This window comes from Enterobacter sp. R-25 (assembly GCF_049913205.1).
GTDB classification, from domain to species: Bacteria; Pseudomonadota; Gammaproteobacteria; order Enterobacterales; family Enterobacteriaceae; genus Enterobacter; species Enterobacter ludwigii.
Window position 1 is genome coordinate 2690247 of sequence record NZ_CP183982.1, and the last position, 20695, is coordinate 2710941.

Below are 20695 nucleotides of genomic sequence, written 5' to 3' on the forward strand. Positions count from 1 at the left end.
GGCATACTAACCACTCTGTTACTTTCACCACTAGCCCAATGAAGCAGGTTATTTTCTTTAAAATAAATGAGATTTTCAATCCTTCGTAAACCTCAACTTTTAAAGTTTGATCTTTTTCAAATAACCTTCAAAAAGCCCCACAAGATATACCCGGTATCGTGCTGGTTGCACTTCTTTATACGTTAATACACTAGAAAAATCTTTCAAACACTTTGAACATGTATTTTTCGAAACATCTAATTGGCTACCGTCGTAGCTATATTTCTTATGTTCACTAACAAGCTTCACACCTCTCATTTTCTTAACCAAAAAGCTTTTTACCTCTTCAGTAAGCGTGTCAAACTCATATGAGTTTACGATAGAGTAGACTATTACCCCGTCACATTCAGGGCATGATATTTCCTTTCCATACTCTATGAAATCATTGTCAATGCCATCGAGGACTAATAACTTCTTTTTAAGTCGATTAGTTATTTTCATTTCCTCTATAACCTTTAACTCCAATAATAACAAGTAAGATTAAAAGTAAATGAATGATGTTATTAGTCAATAACTTAATTTAGGCAAGCCTTGGTTATTGATTATATTGAATTCCAAACTATATATATACCATGGTTGAATGACTTTGTCTCATACGAGACAGAAATTCGACCCCATTCATAATCCCATCTAATCATTTCTGTTTTCGTAACATCAGGAACCCCTAAATTCAGAGAAAGGCTTAGCCAATCAGACAAGCTTTTCACTGAGTTATTTAGCATGTTAATATTAGTTCTCGCATCCCAGTCCTTTAGGGATTTATAATATTCACTATCTTTATCGACAAGATGAACCATAAAAGGAAAACCAAAACATATTGGACGTATAATAGCTTGAAATTCTTTTTCGAAAAATACTGTTGAGTCAATAAGATAGTGATGAGGCATAATTTTTTTTATAGCTTTGTGCTTTATTGATTTGTGGTAAAAGTCACAATTACAAAATCCTTCTTCACTATCTATCTCTAAACTTAGACCATCCAGGTTTAGCTCACCGGTAATCGGGTTTAAATTTAATTCAAGCATATTGCCTTGCTCCAATTTTGAGTAACCCATAGATAATGGCAATATAATTACCTTCTCATAGCACTTATATGAAAAGCATTTTCCATGCGTGCAAATCACATACTTTATACGCAAGGCGCATGCTGGAATTTTCACCATGGCACCAAAATTCACTTACATCAATTTATTAACGCTGGTATGTAAGAACCATTTCCAATGGAATCTTTGTGACAATAAAACCTTATTGCCAATGGTTCAATAAATTAATCCACATTTCTTTTTCTCCAGCGATGACTTTTATATTTTCTCTATTTTCTTTTACATACTGCATGTACGTTTCATAAATAGCTCTTATTGTCACAGTTTTGTCAGAGCGAGAAGCTTCAATCAAAGTTATTAGCTTTTCTAAATAACGTGCTGACTCTACTCTTGACTTAAAAAACTCCTTGAGATAGTCGAGCACCTCATTGTATGAATCGTAATTCATTATTCCTCCGGAAAAATATCAATTTTGTCGAAAGTAATTCCCCGTTTTTCTGCGTGCATTTGTTCTACGCCCCCCTTTCCCATACTGCGGATAAGCATTTGTAAATTGTTCTAATGGTGCACCAACTTCATCCCCAAACATTCTTGGATGCCTCACTTGAGAAGTACCATTTTCATAAGGTTGCAATGTATCAAATATCCCTCTAATTCTTGCATCACTCCAAGAAACATCCGCTGGTAAAGTCGGATCAACTTTATCAGGACCTTTTATCTGAAACGCATCACGAGTCGCTTTACCCATATAAAATTTTTCGAATCCAAAATACGTTACAGGCGCTTTTTTAGTTTCGAGAAGACCAGGAACCCATTTATCTAAACTGCCATCGTCATTCAAATATCGGACATAACGATAAGCAGTTGAAGGCATTGTAGCGCCTGGACCAGCAGGCCCAACATAGAAATCAGGTTTTGTTTTACCGCTACACTCACGACTCCCCCCCACAGATCCACCCATCCCAGCGCATTCGGCGCATACTGGTAAAGGTTTATCCCCCCCGCCAGCCCTATCGGGTCCTGCTGCGTAAACCGCCCGCAGTCCGGGTCGTAATACCGGAACAGATTCTAGTGCAGCCCTGTCTCACGGTCCAGGTATTGCCCCTGCATCCGCAGGTTCTGAGAATATCCTGATACCTACGTTTCACTTTCCTGCAGCAGACGGAACCCTTCCCAGAAAAACCGGATGCTGACCCGGCTTGCCTGTTGGCTGTCCGCCCATCATCTGGCGTCGCGTTTTATTGATGCGGCGGCCGAGCGGATCGTAGCGGAAGCTGACCTGCGTCTGCGTTTTGTTGCGGTCCCGTGGCTGGCTGATGACTTCCGTCAGACGGTGCTCGCCGTCGTAGCGGTAATGCCAGCGGGTCTGGCTGTTATCCTTCTCCATGGTGCGGGCGTGTATGTTACAACTCCAGCGAATGTCGTTCAGCTGCGTCAGGCGGTTGTGCGTGACCTTCTCAGCAGAGTCTTCCTGCGGGTTACCGGCAGCGTACCGTTCTGAACCAGCAAACGCCCGGCGCTGTCGTACTGCCAGCTGAACGGGTTATCGTCACGCTCTTCCCGCACCAGTTATTGCGCTAGTCGTAATCCCAGCGGCGCTGGGCATCGTCAGTGAATACATCCCGACGATGCAGTCGACCAAGAAGTTCGTACTCGCTGAGGGTGGTCAGCAACCCCTGGGTGCGGCTGGCCTCCCGGTGGGACCTCACGGGTATGCTGACACTTGTTGTGAATAAGGATAAGCAAGGAGCGTAAGAGGCAGCCAAAACGCGTGCGGAAGGGAAAGATTATCGTTATACATGACGATGTGATGAACTTCTTGTTTAGCATTTGATTTGAATGAAAAAATCCACGTCAAAGCGTGGTTTTTATATTTCTTAAGTTTTAATTTAATTACTATTAACCTTAAAAAATACCATCTTTGAGAGGATGTTCCTTAATCCCCCCCCAAGTGTCGTCTAACAAAAACTTAGCAGCAATAGCTTCTTTTGTAGGTACAAGGGTGAAATTATAGTAAATTTCATCTCCTTCACAAACCTCATAGAAGAGCGAATAAAGTTCATCGTGCAACTCTAAATTCAAATAAAACTTCTCAGTTGCAGAAGCGATTTGCAGCTTATGTTTATCCGTAATGAAAAATGGTACAACAATACAGCGCTGAGCATTTTCATCCAATTTGAAAGCATTCTCTATTTTGATATTGACGTTTGCTCCAAACGCGTCCTCTGGTAATGGATCGAATATAACATAATCCTTGTGAAGAATAGCACCTTGAGAAACATTACCCTTTCCCCACTGACTCAGCTTTTCGTCATAGTCTCGGGATCGTAACACTATTTGACTATGTGAAATCAGTAGATCAACTATTTGTATTTTTTTATCATTCATTACATTACCTCGATTTTTATTATCGTTCTACCAATAATGTGAGTCCAGGCCATCAAAAATAAAATACCTGTGATATTTTTAAGGTGTTAATGAGTGGCGGTAATACGAAATCTTACAGGGGAAGCACCCTACCCCTGATGCTCAAATATTGGTCAGGATATTATCGGCAAGCTCAAACCCTGAAACCCCCATTGTTGTGTAATTAGGGTATTCGGCAACAGATAACCGCCTGATTTCGTCCTCTCCATTATATAAACCACCAGCATAATTAAATATTTTCAATTGTTTTTTTTCTTCTGTAAGATCAGTGTGACCAATAATTTTCCAAACGCCCTTGCTGATATTTTGGTTGCCGGTAAAGATAACTTTCGTCTCTTTACCAAACCTTTCAAAACTTAGCGGTGTTAATGAACCGCCATCAATAAGTTCTTCAGCCTGCTGTATTGATAATATGCAGAACCCTATTGCTTGCTTAAATTTTTTGCTTGGAGCAAAAAAAATATGACAAATCGCATATTTCCCATTGCTCAATGGAATGACAAAGATGTCACCCTCTTTGTATTTTACTTTCATAAGCCATTACCTTTCAGTATTGATAACGCATCATTCAATACTTTTCCACCCCAATCACTGTTTTGACCCACAATATCATATGTGCCAGCCTTTGGGTTATTAGGACTATACGATCTGATTTCATTGAGGAGATTTGTTAAAGAATTCGTTGACTTAGCTCCACCATTAAGATCCATAATTCTTTGTTCCAAGTATTTAGCTTCAGCTATGGTCAACTGTTCCAAATGAGATTTACCCTGTGTATTCGCATGGCTATTCAAACGCGTTGGTGCATCCCCACGTCCTACATAGATAATATTCTTTCCATCGTGTAGCACATACAACCCTTGTCCATTTACAGGATCATAATGTTTACCTGCCCCCCACCCCTACGTGTAGAAGGTAAAACCTTACAAGGTGTTAGACCTAAAGGATCAGTCCAGATTATAGGATTAGGAGCATAGCTGTAAAGATTTAACCCGCCATTTAACCCTATCGGGTCCTGCTGCGTAAACCGCCCGCAGTCCGGGTCGTAATACCGGAACAGATTGTAGTGTAGCCCTGTCTCACGGTCCAAGTATTGCCCCTGCATGCGCAGGTTCTGAGAATATCCTGATACCTGCGTCTCGCTTTCCCACAGCAGCTTGCCCCGGCGCTGTTCACCGCTTCCCTGCGCACCTGCCCAGGCAGCGTACCGTCCTGAACCAGCAAACGCCCGGCGCTGTCGTATTGCCAGCGGTACCAGCTGAACGGGTTATCGTCATGCTCTTCCCGCACCAGATTATTGCGGTAGTCGTAATCCCAGCGGCGATGCAGTCGGCTAAGACGGACAGGTGGTCAGCAACCCTTGGGTGCGGCTGATCTCACGGTGAAGTTCGTCGCGGCTAAAATCTGAGACCGACAGCTTATTGAGAGCAGGATGAACAAGGCGCGAAGAAGCAGGCAAGATGCGTGCGGAAGGGAAAGATTACATTGTTAAAGATGGCGATGTGATGAACTTCTTGTTTAACGTTTGATTTATTTTTTATTGCAGGGTCAAAATACATTTTCCAGGAGTTCTGTTTTCATGCTGGGTTCAAAAGGAATGGGATCAGCAGTCGCAAGCTTTAACCTCTGAAAAGGATCTTCGCGCAAGCGCTCTTCAAGAGAGGCAAGACTCTCACACTTAGCGAGAATGACACCATCGTTTCTTGGGATCCGTCTACCGGACGTCAGGAAAATTCCTTCTGCGTATCCCTTTTTAAGCTACTCAACATGAGCAGGTATCGCTGCGTCAATCTCTTCGAGTGGTTTTATAAAGGTCAAAATAACTATGTAAACCGTGCTCATCCTTTGCCTTTCCGTTAGGTTTTTCTCTAAGTAATAATTAAGTCGTTCGTTGGACCTACAGAAACAGTTCCTCTTATGCCATAAGATCACGTTATAATTTTTAGCGGAAACTTTAATCTTAAAAGGGATCACTATGAGATATTATTTTACGCTTCACCATAATAATTCCATAACATACGATACAAACTGGTAAGCTCTTTATTTTTAAGCTTTTTATTTCACTTGATCACTAAAAATAAAGTTTTCTTCTGCCAGTTTATTTTTTTCCTTGTATTCCTTTTCCCACTCGAAGTATCCGTCAGGTTCATTTGGAGAAACTCCTGTTGTCCAATATTGATCACCATAAGCAATTAACATTGCCCAATGATATTCATTTTCATGACTGCGCAAAGCAATAGACATGTAATCATTTTCCGTAAAACGAACAAGTGGAGAGGCTAATACTATTCGTTCAGCCTCACTCTCTGTTTTATTCGCATATTTAAGAATGATCGCTTTAATTAACTCAACCCAACTATAGTAATTAAAAACAACACTTTCATTTGAATCATTAAATTGGATACCATTGATAATATTCATTGCCCTTTACACCTTTGTTTTACTTTGTAACGATCAAACACGGTTGCAGCTTTATTTAAGAAAATAGCAAGCTGTGAACCTATGGGCTTAGCCTTTCCTCCTTTTTTTACAGCACCAGGGTTTGCTAACATTGGCATCATAACTATGTGCAAGTGTATTGGCTCTACCCTGAGTTACAAATTTAGCCCATTCATTATCAGCAGACTCAAATACTTTTATATTTAGTTTATTCAGTTCTCAATTCTGCCCATTTAATAGCCGGTGATTTATCAGTATTTAGAGATAAATACCCTCTTCTAATGCATTTTCAGTAAACGCTGCTTTTGTAAAGGAAAAGAGAACATCCGCACCTTGTTTTGTATATTTAACTTCATAATTACCAGGTTCTAAAGTAATAAACTCATCTGACATAGCTTCGGAGTCATCAGGATCAAGGGCGCCGCCCGTAACATTCTCCCCCGCCCCGATGAAAACTTTCCCAGAAGATACGCTTAAGAATTATGCAACTGTATACTTACCAACATCGTATCTAATATTGACATTATAGGTTCCGTCACCACCAAGATTGGAGATCACATATTGCATTTTTATTTCTTCATCTTTTGGTTGACTGCACCAATCTTCATCCTCATTAATTCTATGCTTTAATAGCATCAAATCATAAATAACTAATACGGCAGTATCGGTTTCTATAGTTATAAATTATCAAGTAATAAATGAAGGGATTAGGTTAAAAATAGGTATAAGCCCACCTGGCACTCAAAAATCTTACAATATGTTTTTTTATAAGCTAATCATCATAACATGCTGCGGTAAAAATAAAAGACCGAAAAACACAAACTACTCACCGACCTGCATATTAGTTAATTATACTTTCTATAGATTTTACAACGCTTTTATAGAATTGAATCGACTCTTCACCGATTAGTATATTCTCAATCGGCGAGTTTACTGCCACGCCATGATGATCATATATTTTATTTCTAACAGGGTTTTTAAAATAATGTTGAGGTAAGACATCCACTTCGCGCATGTCGATAGTTTTAAACGTTACGAAATAACCGTTTTTCCAACATGAATTATCAGTAATAATTGGCGACAGCAGCAAATTATCTTTTGCCAATACAGCATCTTCTTGAAGCGAAGATGTAAAATAGTTATATATATATATAACTATGGCATTCTTGAACGGGCCGACATCTATTTTACCCAAAGAGACCATGCCATAGCCTAACCGACCATCATTTAACTGAAAGTAAAAAACATCGCCTTCTTTAGGCCATTTTTTTTGATTTTCTTTTGCTGGCACTATAGTAAGTCTATCGGCCATTTTCCATTACCCCTATTATTTAAGCCAATTTCCGCCACACATAATAGCATCCGAGTATAACTTTCTTGTCGGACTTATGCTATTGATAGAATTTTAAAAGTGGGGATTATTGTGAATAATTTCTGGTTCTCTGATCCACGCATGACCGCAATTTAACAGTTCTTCAGTAATTCTAACTATTTTGTCGAACATTTCACCAAGTCACCAAGCTGTACAGCACGGATATCTACATCCTTAGTGATCCCTACATAGATAGGTCTGACATCTTTATATCTTAAATACACATGGGTATTATTTCTACTTTTTTCTTTTAATCCACTCAGCAAAAGACATGTTTCTCATTGATCGTTTAGGGCATCAGTTTTTGCAAACGGTTAAACCAACAGGATCCACCCACCCCAGCGCATTCGGCGCATACGGGTAAAGGTTTATCGCCCCACCAGCCCTATCGGCCCCTGCTGCGTAAACCGCCCGCTGTCCGGATCGTAATACCGGAACAGATTGTATGCAGCCCGGTCTCACAGTCCAGGTATTGCCCCTGCATACGCAGATCCTGGGAATAACATGATATCTGCGTCTCGCCTTTTCGCAGCAACTTGCACCAGGCGTTGTCTACCCCTCTCCAGCGCACCTGCCCTTCACTATCCATCATTCGCTCCGGCATGCCGTTAGGATGGCAGTAGAACCAGGAAATCTCAGGTCAGCAACGCCATCAATACGCGCCAGCGGATCGTAGCTCTCCTGATCGCTGTAGACATAGGTCAACGGCACATTCCCCGCACTTCCTGCAGCAGGCGGACCCCCTCTCAAGCAAACCGGGTGGTGATGGGCTTACCGGTTAGCTTTACGCCAGCGAATACCATTCAGCTGTGTCAGCCAATCTTACTCGCTACGGATGGTCAGCAGCCCTGCGTAAGGCTGGTCTCACGGTGGAGTACGTCGCGAGTATACTAACCGCTAATCGAGAGCAAGGTGCAAAAGAAGCAGACGAGGTTCGTGCGGAAGGGAAAGACTATATTTTTAAAGATGGCATCGTGTTAACCTATTGTTTAAATTGTAAATTTAACAAGTTAACTATCTTATGCCCTCTTGCGCATAGAGAACTTAAGGTATTTTTAGGCCGATCCTGAAAAGCACGCTGTTTTCCATAAACATAAGCATCGTTAAAATATTTATTCGCTTCCTCGAATAATTCCACTCGTAACGGACCGTACCGAGGTCGATCAATGGCGCAGTGCCTATATTCGTTCGACGTGTGCGTAATGTGGTCTCTCCCCATTTCTTCGCCTTATCATACTCCGCGAGATCGAAGTAAGGGCTGTACAAGCATACAAATATCCAGTTGGCAAGTTCCAATGCACCCTTCAGCTAAGATAGCGCTTTCTGGACTTGTTGTTATTGCTCAAAGCCTCGATGTAGTTCTTGTTATCGTGTAACTCGTTTCCTTTTCAATAGTATTTATTATAGATATTTGCATACTAAAGTCCTTGCCTATGTCAATAATGCATTTATTTTAGAGCGGCAAATAAGCCTTACTAAAAAAACCGTATCTAAATTTAACTTAAAATTATAAAGTCAATACAGTACAATCAATCATCTTATAACAAATATTTTTTAATATTAATGACTCTATAATACTCCAATCACCACCACCAAGGCCAGCTCCTATTCTTGGCATTTGTACTGAAAGACGATTCACCAACGCAAAGTCAGACAATTTTGCGAGACAAACATCTAAGAATTCATAGCATACATATTGATTATCATCATTGTTATTTTTCTTGATCCCATCCTGTGCAAACATATTAGCAACAAATATCCTTTTTTGATCATCAACCATAACAAAATCTACCGTACCTAATTCTGGAACGCCGTTATCTTTAAAATTGTTGTGATAGTTTTCCTTCGAAGCAGGATATTTTTTCGAAAGAGACAAAACAAATCCCTTTCCCCATTTGCCTTTGTTATTTACAATGTGAGCAATGATTGTGGATTTGTTCAAACACTTTACAGCATCTCCGGATAAATACTTTATTCGGTTTTTTTCTTTAAATGAATCGAGTGAATCCATCCAGACACTTTCAAATTCTTCATTTGAAATCTCTTCAGAGTCACTTAAGTCTAAGTCGCTTTTCTTACCATCATAAAGCAGGAAACCTACTTGTTCGTTTTTATCTAACAAAGAGGAAGAAGCATAATACTCACCATCAACAATATTTATTTGACGTATCGCGACATCTCCTATAAATTCACTAAGAATGCACCCTTGCCCAGAGATAAAATCAACGTTTCCTTTAAAATATTTTTTCTCCAACTACAATCCCTCCCTCTTTTAACAATTCTTTTAGAATCATCAAAATCTTTTATATACAAGATCAAAAGTGTATTTTCTCGTGATTCAATTACCATCTAAGCCAATAGCAGCTATTTCGGCAAAATGGCTTATTCCTTTTAATTTTCTTGCATTACCATATCTATCAACTTCTAATTGGCCTAGTAACATTTTCACAATTGCATCAATATCTTTGAAGTGTTAGTCCGCCAATCATTTCAGGTATGATATTAATGAAGTATTGTCCATCCTCGAAGCGGACAAGTATATCTCCTGTTGAAGGTCTTATTACACCACTCTTCGTGATATCTTTCATCTCTTCTTCGGCTGTATCATGAATCAATGTGTAAGAAGTCAACCCCACCCAATCGCATTCGGCGCCTACGGGTAAAGGTTTATCCTCCCACTAGCCCTATGTGTCCTGCTGCGTAAACCGCCCGCAGTCGGGGTCGTAATACCGGAACAGATTGTAGTGCAGTCCTGTCTTATGGTTCATCTATTGCGCCGGCATACGCTGGCTCAGAGAATATCCAGATACCATCGTCTCACTTTCTCGCAGCAGCTTGCCCCAGGCGCTGTTCACCGCTTCCCAGCGCACCTGCCCTTCGCTATCCGTCATCCGCGCCGTTCGGCTGACAGTAGAAACAGAAAATCTCCGGTGCTTCCACGCCGTCAATGCGCGCCAGCGGGTCCTAGCTGTCCTGATCGCTGTAGACACAGTTCAGCGGCACATCCCCGTGCACTTCCTGCAGCAGACGGAACCCTTCCCAGACAAACCGGGTGGTGACCGGCTTGCCGGTTGGCTGTCCGCCCAGCATCTGGCGTCGCGTTTTGCTGATGCGGCGACCGAGTGGATCGTAGCGGAAGCTGACCTGCGTCAGGCGGTTGTGCGTGACCTTCTCAACAGAATCTTCCAGCGTGTTACCGGCAGCATCCCAGCGCCACTGCTCCTTGCCGGGCAGCGTGCCGTCCTGAACAAGCAAACGCCCGGCGCTGTCGTACTGCCAGCGGTACCAGCTAAACGGGTTATCGTCCCGCTATTCCCGTATCAGGTTATTACGGTAGTCATAATTCCAGCGGCGATACCCGCATCGCGGTGCCGGACGTTGGGCATTGCCAGTAAAGACGTCCCGGCGATGCAGTCGACCAAGACGGTCGTACTCACTGCGGGTGGTCAGCAGCCCTGGGTGCGGCTGGTTTCACGGTGAAGTTCGTCGCGGCTAAAATCTGAGACCGACAGCTTATTGAGAGCAGGGTGAACAAGGGGCGAAGAAGCAGGCAAGATGCGTGCGGAAGGCAAAGATTACATCGTTAAAGATGGCGATGTGATGAACTCTTGTTTAACGTTTGATTTCCTTACGGGGTCAAAACACATTTTCCAGGAGTTCTGTCTTCATACTGGGTTCAAAAGGAATGATTTCGGCAGTCGCAAGTTTTAACCTCTGAAAAGGATCCTCGCATAAGCGCTCTTCATGAGAGGCAAGACTCTCACACTTAGGGAGAATGACACCACCGTTTCTTGGGATCCGTCTACCGGACGTCAGGCCCCCCCTCTACGTATCCTTTTTTAAGCCACTCAACATGAGCAGGTATCGCTGCGTCAATCTCTTCGAGTGGTTTTATATAGGTTAAAATAACTATGTAAACCGTGCTCATCCTTTGCCTCTCAGTTAGGTTTTTACGCCGATTGTTGGAACTGTTTATGCAGCTCCTCTTTTGCCACCCGGTATTGTTATAACGTTTATGTGTATTTTAATCTTAATACGCGGGTCCGGATTGGGAAAATACGTTATGCATCATATGAAAAACCAATCATGCCAGCCGTTTTTTTACCGCATAACTACAGACAATGATGACTTCCCTTGGAAGAGTGAATGTTAAGCAATAAAAAAGTCCCTTGGGGAGGTGCAGACAAATATACTTTGTCACACAGTGCATTGAAGTTTGTCAAAACGGCTGGTAACGGCTTTTGTTCATTTAATACAAAGACTAATTAACGTGTTGAATCTAACATTGCATAGTCTAATAATGATATGCCGAAAGTATATTTTTACCGTTTAACGATCACAATGCTTCTATAATCTGTTTCATTTTTTATCCAGAATATTTCATCTTGAGGTAACGTTCCATCACTGCAGAAATCAACAAGTTCACCTAACCATCCATCAGGAACATATTTGTGATAATGCGTATTCTCAACATATTCAGAATATAGTCGCTTACTATCAAAGTCTATAAATAAATCCGGCATTAGATCATATATATCCCACCAGGTTGTTTTTTCTGAAAGCCTATTGTAAAACGCCACAGACATATCATCCTTATTGTATAAATAACCCTCTTTAATTAAGTTATCAATGAATATTTGTACGTTTTCTTCATTTACTACTGGTATGTCATATCTTTCTTTATGGATATCCTGTAAGTTAATTTCCACCCCGTTTTTCACAAAATCGTCTACCCATTTAACTCTGTCCAAAACCCACATTTCTTTAAAGGCAACGAACCAGTAAAATCTTCCTTCGTTCTTCACTATTACAAGGAGTTCATCATCTTTATTAACATTCATATAGTAACCTATTTTACATTCCCCGAGCCTGGAATCGCTACTTCTTCAAGCCATTCTGCCCACATTGATGGTAATTCATACGATCTACCTGGCGTTGTCGGATCGACACGCTTAGGAGCTAACCAACCTTGATTTAACGGATTAGTACGATAAACGGCCTGAGGTATTGCACTTTCTTCTATGAAATCCGCCATCCACTTAGGAAGTTGAAAGGAGACAATTTCTGCATTACCACCTCTAATATCAAGGAAATGCTGAGCATGCGAGCTATCTCCAATACTGATATTTAAGGTTCCACTATTTAAGTGGTCCACGCTGAATTTTGGGGTTATTAGCAGAATCTAATTTGATTCTGACCCGACTTGCATTTGGTGGAATTCCCGCTTGAACCCTAAATATAGACTCAGTTGCATTGGGATCCCCTCTCTTGCATAGACCCAGCGGAGCTATTCAACCTAATGGATTAGGAGCATAGCTGTAAAGATTTAACCCGCCATATAGCCCTATCAGATCCTGCTGCGTAAACCGTCCGCAGCCCGGGCCGTAATACCGGAACAGTTTGTAGTGCAGCCCTGTCTCACGATCCAGGTATTGCCCCTGCATCCGCAGGTTCTGGGAATATCCTGATACCTGCGTTTCACTTTCCCGCAGCAGCTTGCCCCAGGCGCTGTTCATCCCTTCCCAGAGCACCTGCCCTTCAATATCCGTCATCCGCTCCGGCGTGCCGTTCGGCTGATAGTGGAACCAGAAGATCTCCGGGGCATCCACGCCATCAATGCGCGCCAGCGGGTCGTAGCTGTCCTGATCGCTTTAGACACAGGTCAGCGGCACGACCCCGTGCACCTCCTGCAGCAGGCGGACCCCTTCCCAGACAAACCGGGTAGTGACCGGCTTGACGGTTGGCTGTCCGCCCATCATCTGGCGTCGCGTTTTGCTGATGCGGCGACCGAGCGGATCGTAGCGGAAGCTGACCTGCGTCTGCGGTTTGTTGCGGTCCCGCGGCTGGCTAATCACTTCCGTCAGGCGATCTTCACCGTCGTAGCGGTAGTGCCAGCGGGTCTGGCCGTTATCCTTCTCCACAGTGCGGCCGTGGATATCATAGCGCCAGCGAATGCCGTTCAGCTGCGTCAGGCGGTTGTCCGTGACCTTCTCAGCAGAACCTTCCAGCGGGTTACCGGCAGCATCCCAGCGGCACTGCTCCTGGCCAGGCAACGTGCTGTCCTGTACAAGCAAAATATTGAGGGTAAGGGTCAGCAAGGTGCGTAAGGAGGAAGCCCGAATGCCTGTTGAAGGTAAAGATTACATCGTTAAAGATGGCGACGTGGTGAACATCTTGTTAACGTTTGATCTGTTTTGAATGGAAAAATTCCACGCTTTGGCATGGATTTTTTTCATATGGGGGACTCATTGCGCCACCAGAATAATATTTATAGTTGGATTGGTTTGTAGTTTATAATTTTATCAGCAATTTCTTCTGCGCTAAGTTCTTCATAATAAATGTAATTGGCTGCCTGAGGGTCTGCGACACTTCTACAAAGTAGGTCAATGTTGTTATCAGCTTCCTCTTCTGTACCTTCACTACGTTGGATTTTTTTTATCAGTTCAATAAGCTCTTGTCTTTGCATATTACTCCTTAAAAAGGATAAGCACGGTCTAGTGTGTCAAGGTGATATCTTGGCGTAATAATTACCAGATTATCAACATCATATACACCGCCTCCAGGTTGGGCAGGGGTTCTATGGTGTAGTACAAAATATCTATTTTTCACGTTCCATTGCATAGCATGCGCTATTGGAGCTTTCCGCCCCGCATTCTGGTAACATTTGATGAACAACATTGCTTTGAAAGATGCGAATCGAAATATCCCCCTATACAGAAGTTCTCGCTAAAATCATCAAAGGATTTTACTTCCCGGCCTCGTAATTTATCGACAATAGAAGATGGGAATAAACTTGCATCACCATGCTATTTCGCTGAAATAGCGTTAATTGCAGTCAGTTAATACAAACCCTAATAATATGATTTTATATCTGACAGCCTGACTTTCACCCTCAGCTAAAACTATATGCAAAACATTGCCTGCAAACAAACTGGAATAAACATAAATATCTAAATCGTTATATTTATAGGAGGGGCTTAGATCATCGCTATATGTTTTAACCTTTATCCCAGAGATATTTTTCAAGATTTGTTTTTTTAAATCATCATGTATACCCCAAAGAGGTTTGGCATCTTCATTTTTGAAAACAATCTCGCAATCTAACTTTGGTATGGATATTTTTTCTGAATAATCATAAAAATCATCATCCTTTCCATCATATATTGTTCTCTTGGGTTTAAAATTATAACTTCCCAGACTCATGAAATTTATTTCTCTCTAATTTTTTATCAGCCAATAGTTGTTTTATTGATTTAGATAGTGCATATTGAGTTCCCCCTCCTGGTTGTTCAAACCAAGGTATCGCGGGTCCTGCATATGCATGTACCGGAGCAACCGCTTCGTAGGTTTTATATGTTTTATCTAGCGTATCCAAAGGCAAGGCTCGGCTTTCGAAAGATGCTCCAGCAGGAGATACGAAAGTTCCTGTATCACTGAAAGTCCCATCGTTGATACGACCACCATATCTGTCAATTTTAGTTCCCGGTTTCAATGTTATCGGCGTAGCTTTGGTAAGCCCTCTATTTGGAGGCCATGCTCCAGGTCCCATAAAGGATTCTAAGCTTTGCCAGTCTTGGTTTTTCCATAATTTATATGCTTTTGAAGCATCTGTCCGTGTTTTGAAAAACACCTTTTGATTTGGATTGGAAACCATTCCATTCATTTTGACACCGACTCACCCCCCACGGATCCACCCCAGCGCATTCGGCGCATACTGGTAAAGGTTTATCCCCCCGCCAGCCCTATCGGGTCCTGCTGCGTAAACCGCCCGCAGTCCGCGTCGTAATACCGGAACAGATGTAGTGCAGCCCTGTCTCACGGTCCAGGTATTGCCCCTGCATCCGCAGGTTCTGAGAATATCCTGATACCTGCATCTCGCTTTCCCGCAGCAGCTTGCCCCAGGCGCTGTTCACCCCTTCCCAGCGCACCTGCCCTACGCTATCCGTCATCCGCTCCGGCGTGCCGTTCGGCTGACAGTGAAACCAGAAGATCTCCGGTGCTTCCACGCCATCAATACGCGCCAGCGGATCGTAGCAGTCCTGACCGCTATAGACACAGGTCAGCGGCACGTCCCCGTGCACTTCCTGCAGCAGGCGGAACCCTTCCCAGACAAACCGGATGCTGACCGGCTTGCCGGTTGGCTGTCCGCCCAGCATCTGGCGTCGCGTTTTGCTGATGCGTCGTCCGAGCGGATCGTAGCGGAAGCTGACCTGCGTCTGAGGTTTGTTGCGGTCCCGCGGCTGGCTGATGACTTCCGTCAGACGGTGCTCACCGTCGTAGCGGTAGTGCCAGCGGGTCTGGCCGTTATCTTTCTCTATGGTGCGGCCGTGAACGTCATAGCGCCAGCGAATGCCGTTCAGCTGCGTCAGGCGGTTGTGCGTAACCTTCTCAGCAGAGCCTTCCAGCGGGTTACCGGCAGCAACCCAGCGCCACTGCTCCTGGCCGGGCAGCGGGCCGTCCTGAACAAGCAAACGCCGGGCGCTGTCGTACTGCCAGCGGTACCAGCTGAACGGGTTATCGTCCCGCTCTTCCCGTACCAGGTTATTACGGTAGTCATAATCCCAGCGGCGCGGCGACGGACGCTGCGCATTGCCAGTGAATACATCCCGGCGATGCAGTCGACCAAGACGGTCGTACTCGCTGCGGGTTGTAAGCAGTACCCGGGGGCGGCGATTCTCAAGGTGGAGTCGTTCGTCGCGGGTATACTGACAATTTATTGAGGGAAAGGGTAAGCGAGGCGCAAAAAACAAGCAAGATACATGCAAAAGGAAAAAAATGATATTGTCAAAAATGGCTACGTGATGAACTAATTGTTTAACATTTGTTTTTTTGAATCAAAAAATCCACACCAAAGCGTGGATTTTCATTCAGAGATAAACTCCCTCTTCTAATGAGTTTTCAATAAACGTTGCTTTTGTAAAGGAAATTAGAACATCTGAACCTTGCTTTTTAAATTTAACTTTGTAACTACCAGGTTCTAAAATAATAAACTCACCAGAAATAGCATCTGAGTCATCAGGCTCAAGATCTCCGCCCGTGACATCCTCTCCCGCTCCAATGAAAACCTTTCCAGAAGGTACGTTTAAAAATAGTGCCCCAACATATTCGTCAACATTATTTTTTATATGAATTTTATAGGCACCATCCTCTCCAAGATTGAGAAATAATACATTCCCTTTATTTATTTCTTCAATTTCATCTTCTGGAAGACTCCACCAATCTGCATCATTATCAATTCTATGTTTTAATGACATCAAATCATAAATAACTAATGTGGCAGTATCCGTCTGGACATAAATGGATTTATTCATTTTACCCCCCCTATTGAAATATTATTTCCCTGATGACATCCCCAGCGGAAATCCCGCCTTTCTACCTGTATTTTCCATGAACTACCGACACTTTTATTAATTGTTTCATTCAGCATTTATACTCTTTGTACAGGCAAATCTTCAACAATTAAATGAACAGATGATCAGCATTTTACTTACTTAGATCAGGAGCTGAGCCGAACATCTTTTCAAAGCACACAGAAACAGCTTGCCTTATCATTTATAAGGGCATTTGATCTTAATACGCTGAGCCAGTTCGAGTTAACGCATTACGCTTCATATCAAAGGAATAAAACCAATCATACCAGCCATTCTCTTGTACTGCATAACTACAGACGACAACCACTTCCTTTGATAGATTGAATGTTAAGTAATAGAAAATAGCGCCTTCAGGAGGTGCAGACGACAACAGTGTTTCGCCCCGAGCATTGAAAATTGTCAAAACGGTTGGTAATGGCTTTGGTTCGCTTAACGCAAAGACTAATTGGCGTGTTGAATCTATCATTGCACAGTCTAAAAATGGCATAGTAATCAGTACGTTACTTTCACCATGCGTCCATTCAAGCAGATCATTTTCTTTAATACAATTGAGATTTTCAATCATAGGTAAATCTAAAATTACAATATTTGATCTGTTTCAAGTCACCTTCAAAAAACCCCACAAGATATACACGGTACCGGGCTGGCTGAACTTCTTTATACGTAAAGACAGTTGAAAAGTCTTTTAAACAGTTTTGACATGTGTTTTTCGAAACATACAATTGGCTTTCATCATAGCTATATTTATTATCTTCACTAAGATACTTCACACCTCTCATTTTCTTAACAAGAAAGCATTTTACCTCTTCGGTGAGCGAGTCAAAACCATATGAATTTACTATGGAATATATTATTACACCTTCGCATTCAGGGCATGCTAGTTCCTTTCCATACTCTATGAAATCATTGTCATTGCCATCCAGGACTAATAACTTCTTTTTCAGTCGATTTGTTATTTTCACTTTATCTAAACCTTTAACTCCATTAATAGACAGGTTAGGTGATAAGCAAATGGGGGGATTTTATTAATTGATAATTTCATTTAGTCAAACATTCCATTCGATATAAATTCCACAGTCGAAGTTTTTTTTCATTAGACTGTACAACAATTCTTCCCCATTCATGATCCCATTGAATTCCATATTGAGGATTGTTAATTTCAAGCTTAGGGTTTGAGGTTATTTCATTCTCAACCTATTTTTCGTTTGAACAGTAATTGGTCCTAAAGGGTAGTTACTATTTCTGAGAAATAACAAATTCATGACCAAAGATGGTAATTGTTAATTAAAGGGAAAAATACGTTGCATTTTTAGTTTTTAACTAGAAATTTATGGCTTGCTACAGAGTTTCATAAAAAATAGACTTCACAGCAGCAGAATTAAATAAGTCGCAAACTTATTAATTATTCTTTAAGGAAGACTCTCTTCTGTTACCAATCCATCAACAAAGTTGGAAAATGAATTTGTCAGATATCTTTGAATTTTTATATGATTCTCTTGCATAGTCAAATCTTCATCAAAAGAATCTGTAGCAAAATATACAATTGAATAATTATCTAAATTCAGACAAAAGAAATTCCCTCCCCAATCATTTGCGAAAGGAAGTAGGTTCCTAGGAATCACTTCCCTATCCAACATGCTAATATAGCAACCGTCAATTAAAGACCTAGGATCATCATTTGTCTGAGTATTATAAACAAACGGTTTAAATCCTGCTACCTCTACTGGCTCAAAACCTTCATCACCGTCCCACCAACTTTTCTCAGGAATGCCACCATTAAATTGCAGATAATGTGATACGAAATCATCCGGAAGGGTAATAGATAATTTACTTTCCGTTTTATAAATATCTGCACGACCAATCTTTTTTTCACATTTTTTGAAGTTATTCATCAGATTATGACGTAGTAATTACACTACGTAAGCAATTATATGGAACATATTTATTCAAGCCACCTTTAAAAGGTAAATAACGATGTATTCATGTTCTTTTGCGCAAAAAAAATTCAAGGTATTTTCTAGGTCTATCCTGAAATGCACGCTCTTTGCCGTAGTTATAAGCATCGTTAAAATATTTATACGCTTCCTCAAATTGATTCAACTCATAACAGACCATGCCGAGATCGATTAAGGGTGCAGTGTCTATATCCGATCCACATGTCCGTAATGTCGTCTCTCCCCATTTCTTTGCCTCAGCATAATCCGCCAGATCAAAATATGCGCTGTATATGCATGCACAGATCCAGTTGGCAATTTCCCATTCGAGCTTCGGCTCAGGAAGAGCTTGCCAGGCTTTGTGGTATTGCTCTAACGCCTCAGTATATTTTTTATCATCATGAAACTCATTTCCTTTTTCTATAAAAGATGTAACTCTTTTTTCATCAAATTTATCGTAACCGATTTTCATGTGTTTATTGATGGTGAATCGCAAAGAAACCTCGTAACCAATATAAAAGCTGACATGAGCCATAAATACTTTTGAATAAAGAAGTTCTCTAAAAAATGTTATTTTTAATATTAAAAAATAAAAGTTAACCAAAAAAGAATTGCTTAAACCCTTTTGCCTCAACATCCTTTAGTTTGCCTTTAAGCATAAAATCGATATCTTCCAGAAAATCCTCTCTGAAATTAAAATCATCATCTGTACCATCACCATCATATTTACTTTGCTCTATCTCAATGGCAGAACAAAAAACATCCAAAAAGTCAGCTAAGGAACCGGAAATGATAAAGTTTCGTTTTTGAATACTACCATAAACAGGAGATGTTATATTTCGGGTGTCACAAAAAAGAACGTCTCCATTTCTTTCAGCAAAGATTATATACTCATCGTGCCAGGCCGTATCATTTTGAACTCGCCAACCTGATAATATTTCATTGAGATCTTGAAACTCAACAATTTGTATAAAGAAAGTACCATAAAATGTTGGATGGTCATTTAAAATCAAATGGCTATAAAAAAATCGAATTTCGCCATTTAAATTCACAGGGAGAGAACTTTCATTTTCTTCTGCTGTAAAGTCTATCTCTCCCATATTTAAATCATTCGTTTTGAATTTGATAACAAAGTCTTGAATAGTATTTTTTATATACATCATTCCTCTTTAAGAGTTAACATTATTGATTACCCGTAAAACTACTATGATCTATAGTTGAAAAATGGACTCATCATCCAAAGAAGTTTTTCGCGCCATTAAAAAAGAAAAATAAAGAATCAGTGATGGCACGACACCATTCAATATTAATCAGTGATGGCACGACACCATTCAATATTAAGGTAGTTTATTGCCCTTTCTCTTACGATTTGAGTCTATTTCGTAGAAATAATCTTCACAGAAAACGTCTAAAGCATTTTCCAGTTGAACAAGCTTCAAACCCCGGAAGCCTTTACTTTCAATAACTTCCTTAACCTCTTTTTTAATAATGATAAACCCTCCTAATAATGTGCCGCTAAACGAAAAAATATCATATTCAATCGCATCATTCTTTAATTCAATTTTAATAGGTATGATATCTCCGAATTTATCATCTTCAAGAATAGATTTTTCTTCATCTATAACATCCACGCCGGGAAAATATACATATTTAAAATCATCTCGAAGAACTTGTCCATTCCCAATCGAAACTGGTGTTATATCTCGGTCAAAAATAACATTGTGCTTATAATTTTCTAAAATTGAAAATAAAGACTTGTCCATCAAGTGCCCAAAGTCTTTTTTATAATAGTCAAATTTCAAAGCCCCAACATTTTTATTGCACAACAAATAAATACGTTCTGGACATGCATCGTCTGTTATTCGATAAGGGAAGGAAAATGCAGAGCCTTCTATTTCGCAGTTTTCATCGATCTGTAATCTTTCATCAACCGTGCCCTGTAAATTTCTTGGCATGAGTGATGATTCAAAGTCATTCATGATCACATAATAGGACATTAATTCATTCCCCTGCATTTTGTTGTGGGAATATGACCCATCCAAATTTAATTCTTCATATCAATCTGGGTCC

23 protein-coding genes and 12 pseudogenes are annotated in these 20695 nt (G+C 41.2%); 3 read left to right on the forward strand and 32 right to left on the reverse strand.

Going from position 1 to position 20695, the window contains the following annotated elements; genetic code table 11:
• Positions 1–99: 99 nt before the first annotated feature.
• The 9 genes and pseudogenes from ACN9MQ_RS12840 to ACN9MQ_RS12880 form a co-directional block, all read right to left on the reverse strand.
• A complete protein-coding gene (locus ACN9MQ_RS12840) occupies positions 100–480 on the reverse strand; it encodes a hypothetical protein (RefSeq protein WP_426020998.1) in 381 nt (126 codons plus the stop codon).
• A 101-nt stretch (positions 481–581) separates the two neighbouring features.
• Complete coding sequence (locus tag ACN9MQ_RS12845; RefSeq protein WP_426020997.1) at positions 582–1106, reverse strand: hypothetical protein; 525 nt, start codon at positions 1104–1106, stop codon at positions 582–584.
• A 178-nt stretch (positions 1107–1284) separates the two neighbouring features.
• Positions 1285–1530 (reverse strand): hypothetical protein, encoded by a 246-nt coding sequence (locus ACN9MQ_RS12850; RefSeq protein ID WP_049022524.1) that lies wholly within the window; start codon positions 1528–1530, stop codon positions 1285–1287.
• A gap of 18 nt (positions 1531–1548) precedes the next feature.
• On the reverse strand, positions 1549–1956 hold the full coding sequence (locus ACN9MQ_RS12855; RefSeq protein ID WP_131828540.1) for a hypothetical protein: 408 nt from the start codon (positions 1954–1956) through the stop codon (positions 1549–1551).
• A gap of 68 nt (positions 1957–2024) precedes the next feature.
• Positions 2025–2782, reverse strand: a pseudogene (locus ACN9MQ_RS12860) (RHS repeat-associated core domain-containing protein); the annotation flags it as partial.
• 205 nt (positions 2783–2987) lie between these two features.
• Positions 2988–3470 carry a competence protein ComJ gene (gene comJ, locus ACN9MQ_RS12865; protein ID WP_426020996.1) on the reverse strand — a complete coding sequence of 161 codons (483 nt, stop codon included), beginning with the start codon at positions 3468–3470 and terminating at the stop codon, positions 2988–2990.
• A 141-nt stretch (positions 3471–3611) separates the two neighbouring features.
• Positions 3612–4043, reverse strand: coding sequence for an immunity 26/phosphotriesterase HocA family protein (locus tag ACN9MQ_RS12870; RefSeq protein ID WP_049023296.1), 432 nt, complete (start codon positions 4041–4043; stop codon positions 3612–3614).
• The gene (locus ACN9MQ_RS12875; protein WP_175556441.1) at positions 4040–4360 is read right to left on the reverse strand and encodes a hypothetical protein; all 321 of its coding nucleotides are present in this window, start codon (positions 4358–4360) and stop codon (positions 4040–4042) included. The genes ACN9MQ_RS12870 and ACN9MQ_RS12875 overlap by 4 nt, the downstream gene beginning before the upstream one ends.
• Before the next feature lie 71 nt (positions 4361–4431).
• Positions 4432–4959 (reverse strand): annotated as a pseudogene (locus ACN9MQ_RS12880) (RHS repeat-associated core domain-containing protein); the annotation flags it as partial.
• On the opposite strand from ACN9MQ_RS12880, the pseudogene ACN9MQ_RS12885 reads away from it, so the two are divergent.
• Positions 4955–5038, forward strand: a pseudogene (locus ACN9MQ_RS12885) (DUF933 domain-containing protein); the annotation flags it as partial. The pseudogenes ACN9MQ_RS12880 and ACN9MQ_RS12885 overlap by 5 nt on opposite strands.
• Before the next feature lie 19 nt (positions 5039–5057).
• Here ACN9MQ_RS12885 and ACN9MQ_RS12890 read toward each other — a convergent pair.
• The 9 genes and pseudogenes from ACN9MQ_RS12890 to ACN9MQ_RS12930 all read right to left on the reverse strand — a co-directional run bounded on the left by ACN9MQ_RS12890 (position 5058) and on the right by ACN9MQ_RS12930 (position 10575).
• Positions 5058–5351, reverse strand: a pseudogene (locus ACN9MQ_RS12890) (YciI family protein).
• A gap of 213 nt (positions 5352–5564) precedes the next feature.
• Positions 5565–5930 carry a hypothetical protein gene (locus ACN9MQ_RS12895; RefSeq protein WP_426020995.1) on the reverse strand — a complete coding sequence of 122 codons (366 nt, stop codon included), beginning with the start codon at positions 5928–5930 and terminating at the stop codon, positions 5565–5567.
• 276 nt (positions 5931–6206) lie between these two features.
• A pseudogene (locus tag ACN9MQ_RS12900) lies at positions 6207–6584 on the reverse strand (DUF6386 family protein).
• Between the two features lie 205 nt (positions 6585–6789).
• Complete coding sequence (locus ACN9MQ_RS12905; RefSeq protein ID WP_049023181.1) at positions 6790–7260, reverse strand: Imm26 family immunity protein; 471 nt, start codon at positions 7258–7260, stop codon at positions 6790–6792.
• Positions 7261–7629: 369 nt separating this feature from the next.
• Positions 7630–8099 (reverse strand): annotated as a pseudogene (locus ACN9MQ_RS12910) (RHS repeat-associated core domain-containing protein); the annotation flags it as partial.
• A 728-nt stretch (positions 8100–8827) separates the two neighbouring features.
• On the reverse strand, positions 8828–9574 hold the full coding sequence (locus ACN9MQ_RS12915) for a macro domain-containing protein (protein WP_426020994.1): 747 nt from the start codon (positions 9572–9574) through the stop codon (positions 8828–8830).
• A gap of 430 nt (positions 9575–10004) precedes the next feature.
• Positions 10005–10088 (reverse strand): RHS repeat-associated core domain-containing protein, encoded by an 84-nt coding sequence (locus tag ACN9MQ_RS12920; RefSeq protein WP_376740034.1) that lies wholly within the window; start codon positions 10086–10088, stop codon positions 10005–10007.
• Positions 10089–10211, reverse strand: coding sequence for an RHS domain-containing protein (locus ACN9MQ_RS12925; protein WP_369827181.1), 123 nt, complete (start codon positions 10209–10211; stop codon positions 10089–10091). It abuts the gene before it with no gap.
• A 73-nt stretch (positions 10212–10284) separates the two neighbouring features.
• Positions 10285–10575: a hypothetical protein gene (locus ACN9MQ_RS12930; RefSeq protein ID WP_073397411.1), complete on the reverse strand. Its 291-nt coding sequence runs from the start codon at positions 10573–10575 to the stop codon at positions 10285–10287.
• 268 nt (positions 10576–10843) lie between these two features.
• Between ACN9MQ_RS12930 and ACN9MQ_RS12935 the strand changes: the two are divergent.
• A pseudogene (locus ACN9MQ_RS12935) lies at positions 10844–10943 on the forward strand (DUF933 domain-containing protein); the annotation flags it as partial.
• Positions 10944–10956: 13 nt separating this feature from the next.
• On the opposite strand, the pseudogene ACN9MQ_RS12940 reads toward ACN9MQ_RS12935, so the two are convergent.
• From ACN9MQ_RS12940 to ACN9MQ_RS12955, 4 genes and pseudogenes are all read right to left on the reverse strand, one after another.
• Positions 10957–11248 (reverse strand): annotated as a pseudogene (locus ACN9MQ_RS12940) (YciI family protein).
• Positions 11249–11642: 394 nt separating this feature from the next.
• Complete coding sequence (locus ACN9MQ_RS12945) at positions 11643–12161, reverse strand: hypothetical protein (RefSeq protein WP_073397415.1); 519 nt, start codon at positions 12159–12161, stop codon at positions 11643–11645.
• Positions 12162–12169: 8 nt separating this feature from the next.
• Positions 12170–12475, reverse strand: coding sequence for a hypothetical protein (locus ACN9MQ_RS12950; RefSeq protein WP_126488231.1), 306 nt, complete (start codon positions 12473–12475; stop codon positions 12170–12172).
• 139 nt (positions 12476–12614) lie between these two features.
• A pseudogene (locus ACN9MQ_RS12955) lies at positions 12615–13394 on the reverse strand (RHS repeat domain-containing protein); the annotation flags it as partial.
• Between the two features lie 3 nt (positions 13395–13397).
• On the opposite strand from ACN9MQ_RS12955, the pseudogene ACN9MQ_RS12960 reads away from it, so the two are divergent.
• Positions 13398–13518 (forward strand): annotated as a pseudogene (locus ACN9MQ_RS12960) (DUF933 domain-containing protein); the annotation flags it as partial.
• 70 nt (positions 13519–13588) lie between these two features.
• Here ACN9MQ_RS12960 and ACN9MQ_RS12965 read toward each other — a convergent pair.
• The 10 genes and pseudogenes from ACN9MQ_RS12965 to ACN9MQ_RS13010 form a co-directional block, all read right to left on the reverse strand.
• The gene (locus ACN9MQ_RS12965; protein ID WP_063215743.1) at positions 13589–13786 is read right to left on the reverse strand and encodes a bacteriocin immunity protein; all 198 of its coding nucleotides are present in this window, start codon (positions 13784–13786) and stop codon (positions 13589–13591) included.
• A gap of 8 nt (positions 13787–13794) precedes the next feature.
• Positions 13795–14096, reverse strand: a pseudogene (locus ACN9MQ_RS12970) (HNH endonuclease).
• 49 nt (positions 14097–14145) lie between these two features.
• Positions 14146–14523, reverse strand: coding sequence for a hypothetical protein (locus ACN9MQ_RS12975; RefSeq protein WP_073397423.1), 378 nt, complete (start codon positions 14521–14523; stop codon positions 14146–14148).
• A pseudogene (locus ACN9MQ_RS12980) lies at positions 14504–16025 on the reverse strand (glycohydrolase toxin TNT-related protein); the annotation flags it as partial. The pseudogene ACN9MQ_RS12980 and the gene ACN9MQ_RS12975, both read right to left, overlap by 20 nt.
• 162 nt (positions 16026–16187) lie before the next feature.
• Complete coding sequence (locus ACN9MQ_RS12985) at positions 16188–16631, reverse strand: DUF6386 family protein (RefSeq protein ID WP_049021894.1); 444 nt, start codon at positions 16629–16631, stop codon at positions 16188–16190.
• 259 nt (positions 16632–16890) lie between these two features.
• Complete coding sequence (locus tag ACN9MQ_RS12990) at positions 16891–17256, reverse strand: hypothetical protein (RefSeq protein WP_071820438.1); 366 nt, start codon at positions 17254–17256, stop codon at positions 16891–16893.
• An 844-nt stretch (positions 17257–18100) separates the two neighbouring features.
• Entirely contained in the window at positions 18101–18583 is a 483-nt protein-coding gene (locus ACN9MQ_RS12995) for an SMI1/KNR4 family protein (RefSeq protein WP_138614188.1), read from the reverse strand.
• An 88-nt stretch (positions 18584–18671) separates the two neighbouring features.
• A complete protein-coding gene (locus ACN9MQ_RS13000) occupies positions 18672–19097 on the reverse strand; it encodes a hypothetical protein (protein ID WP_032669715.1) in 426 nt (141 codons plus the stop codon).
• 124 nt (positions 19098–19221) lie between these two features.
• Positions 19222–19788, reverse strand: a complete 567-nt coding sequence (locus ACN9MQ_RS13005) for a hypothetical protein (protein ID WP_231106605.1) — start codon at positions 19786–19788, stop codon at positions 19222–19224.
• A gap of 174 nt (positions 19789–19962) precedes the next feature.
• A complete protein-coding gene (locus tag ACN9MQ_RS13010; protein ID WP_073397437.1) occupies positions 19963–20622 on the reverse strand; it encodes an Imm43 family immunity protein in 660 nt (219 codons plus the stop codon).
• Positions 20623–20695: the final 73 nt, after the last annotated feature.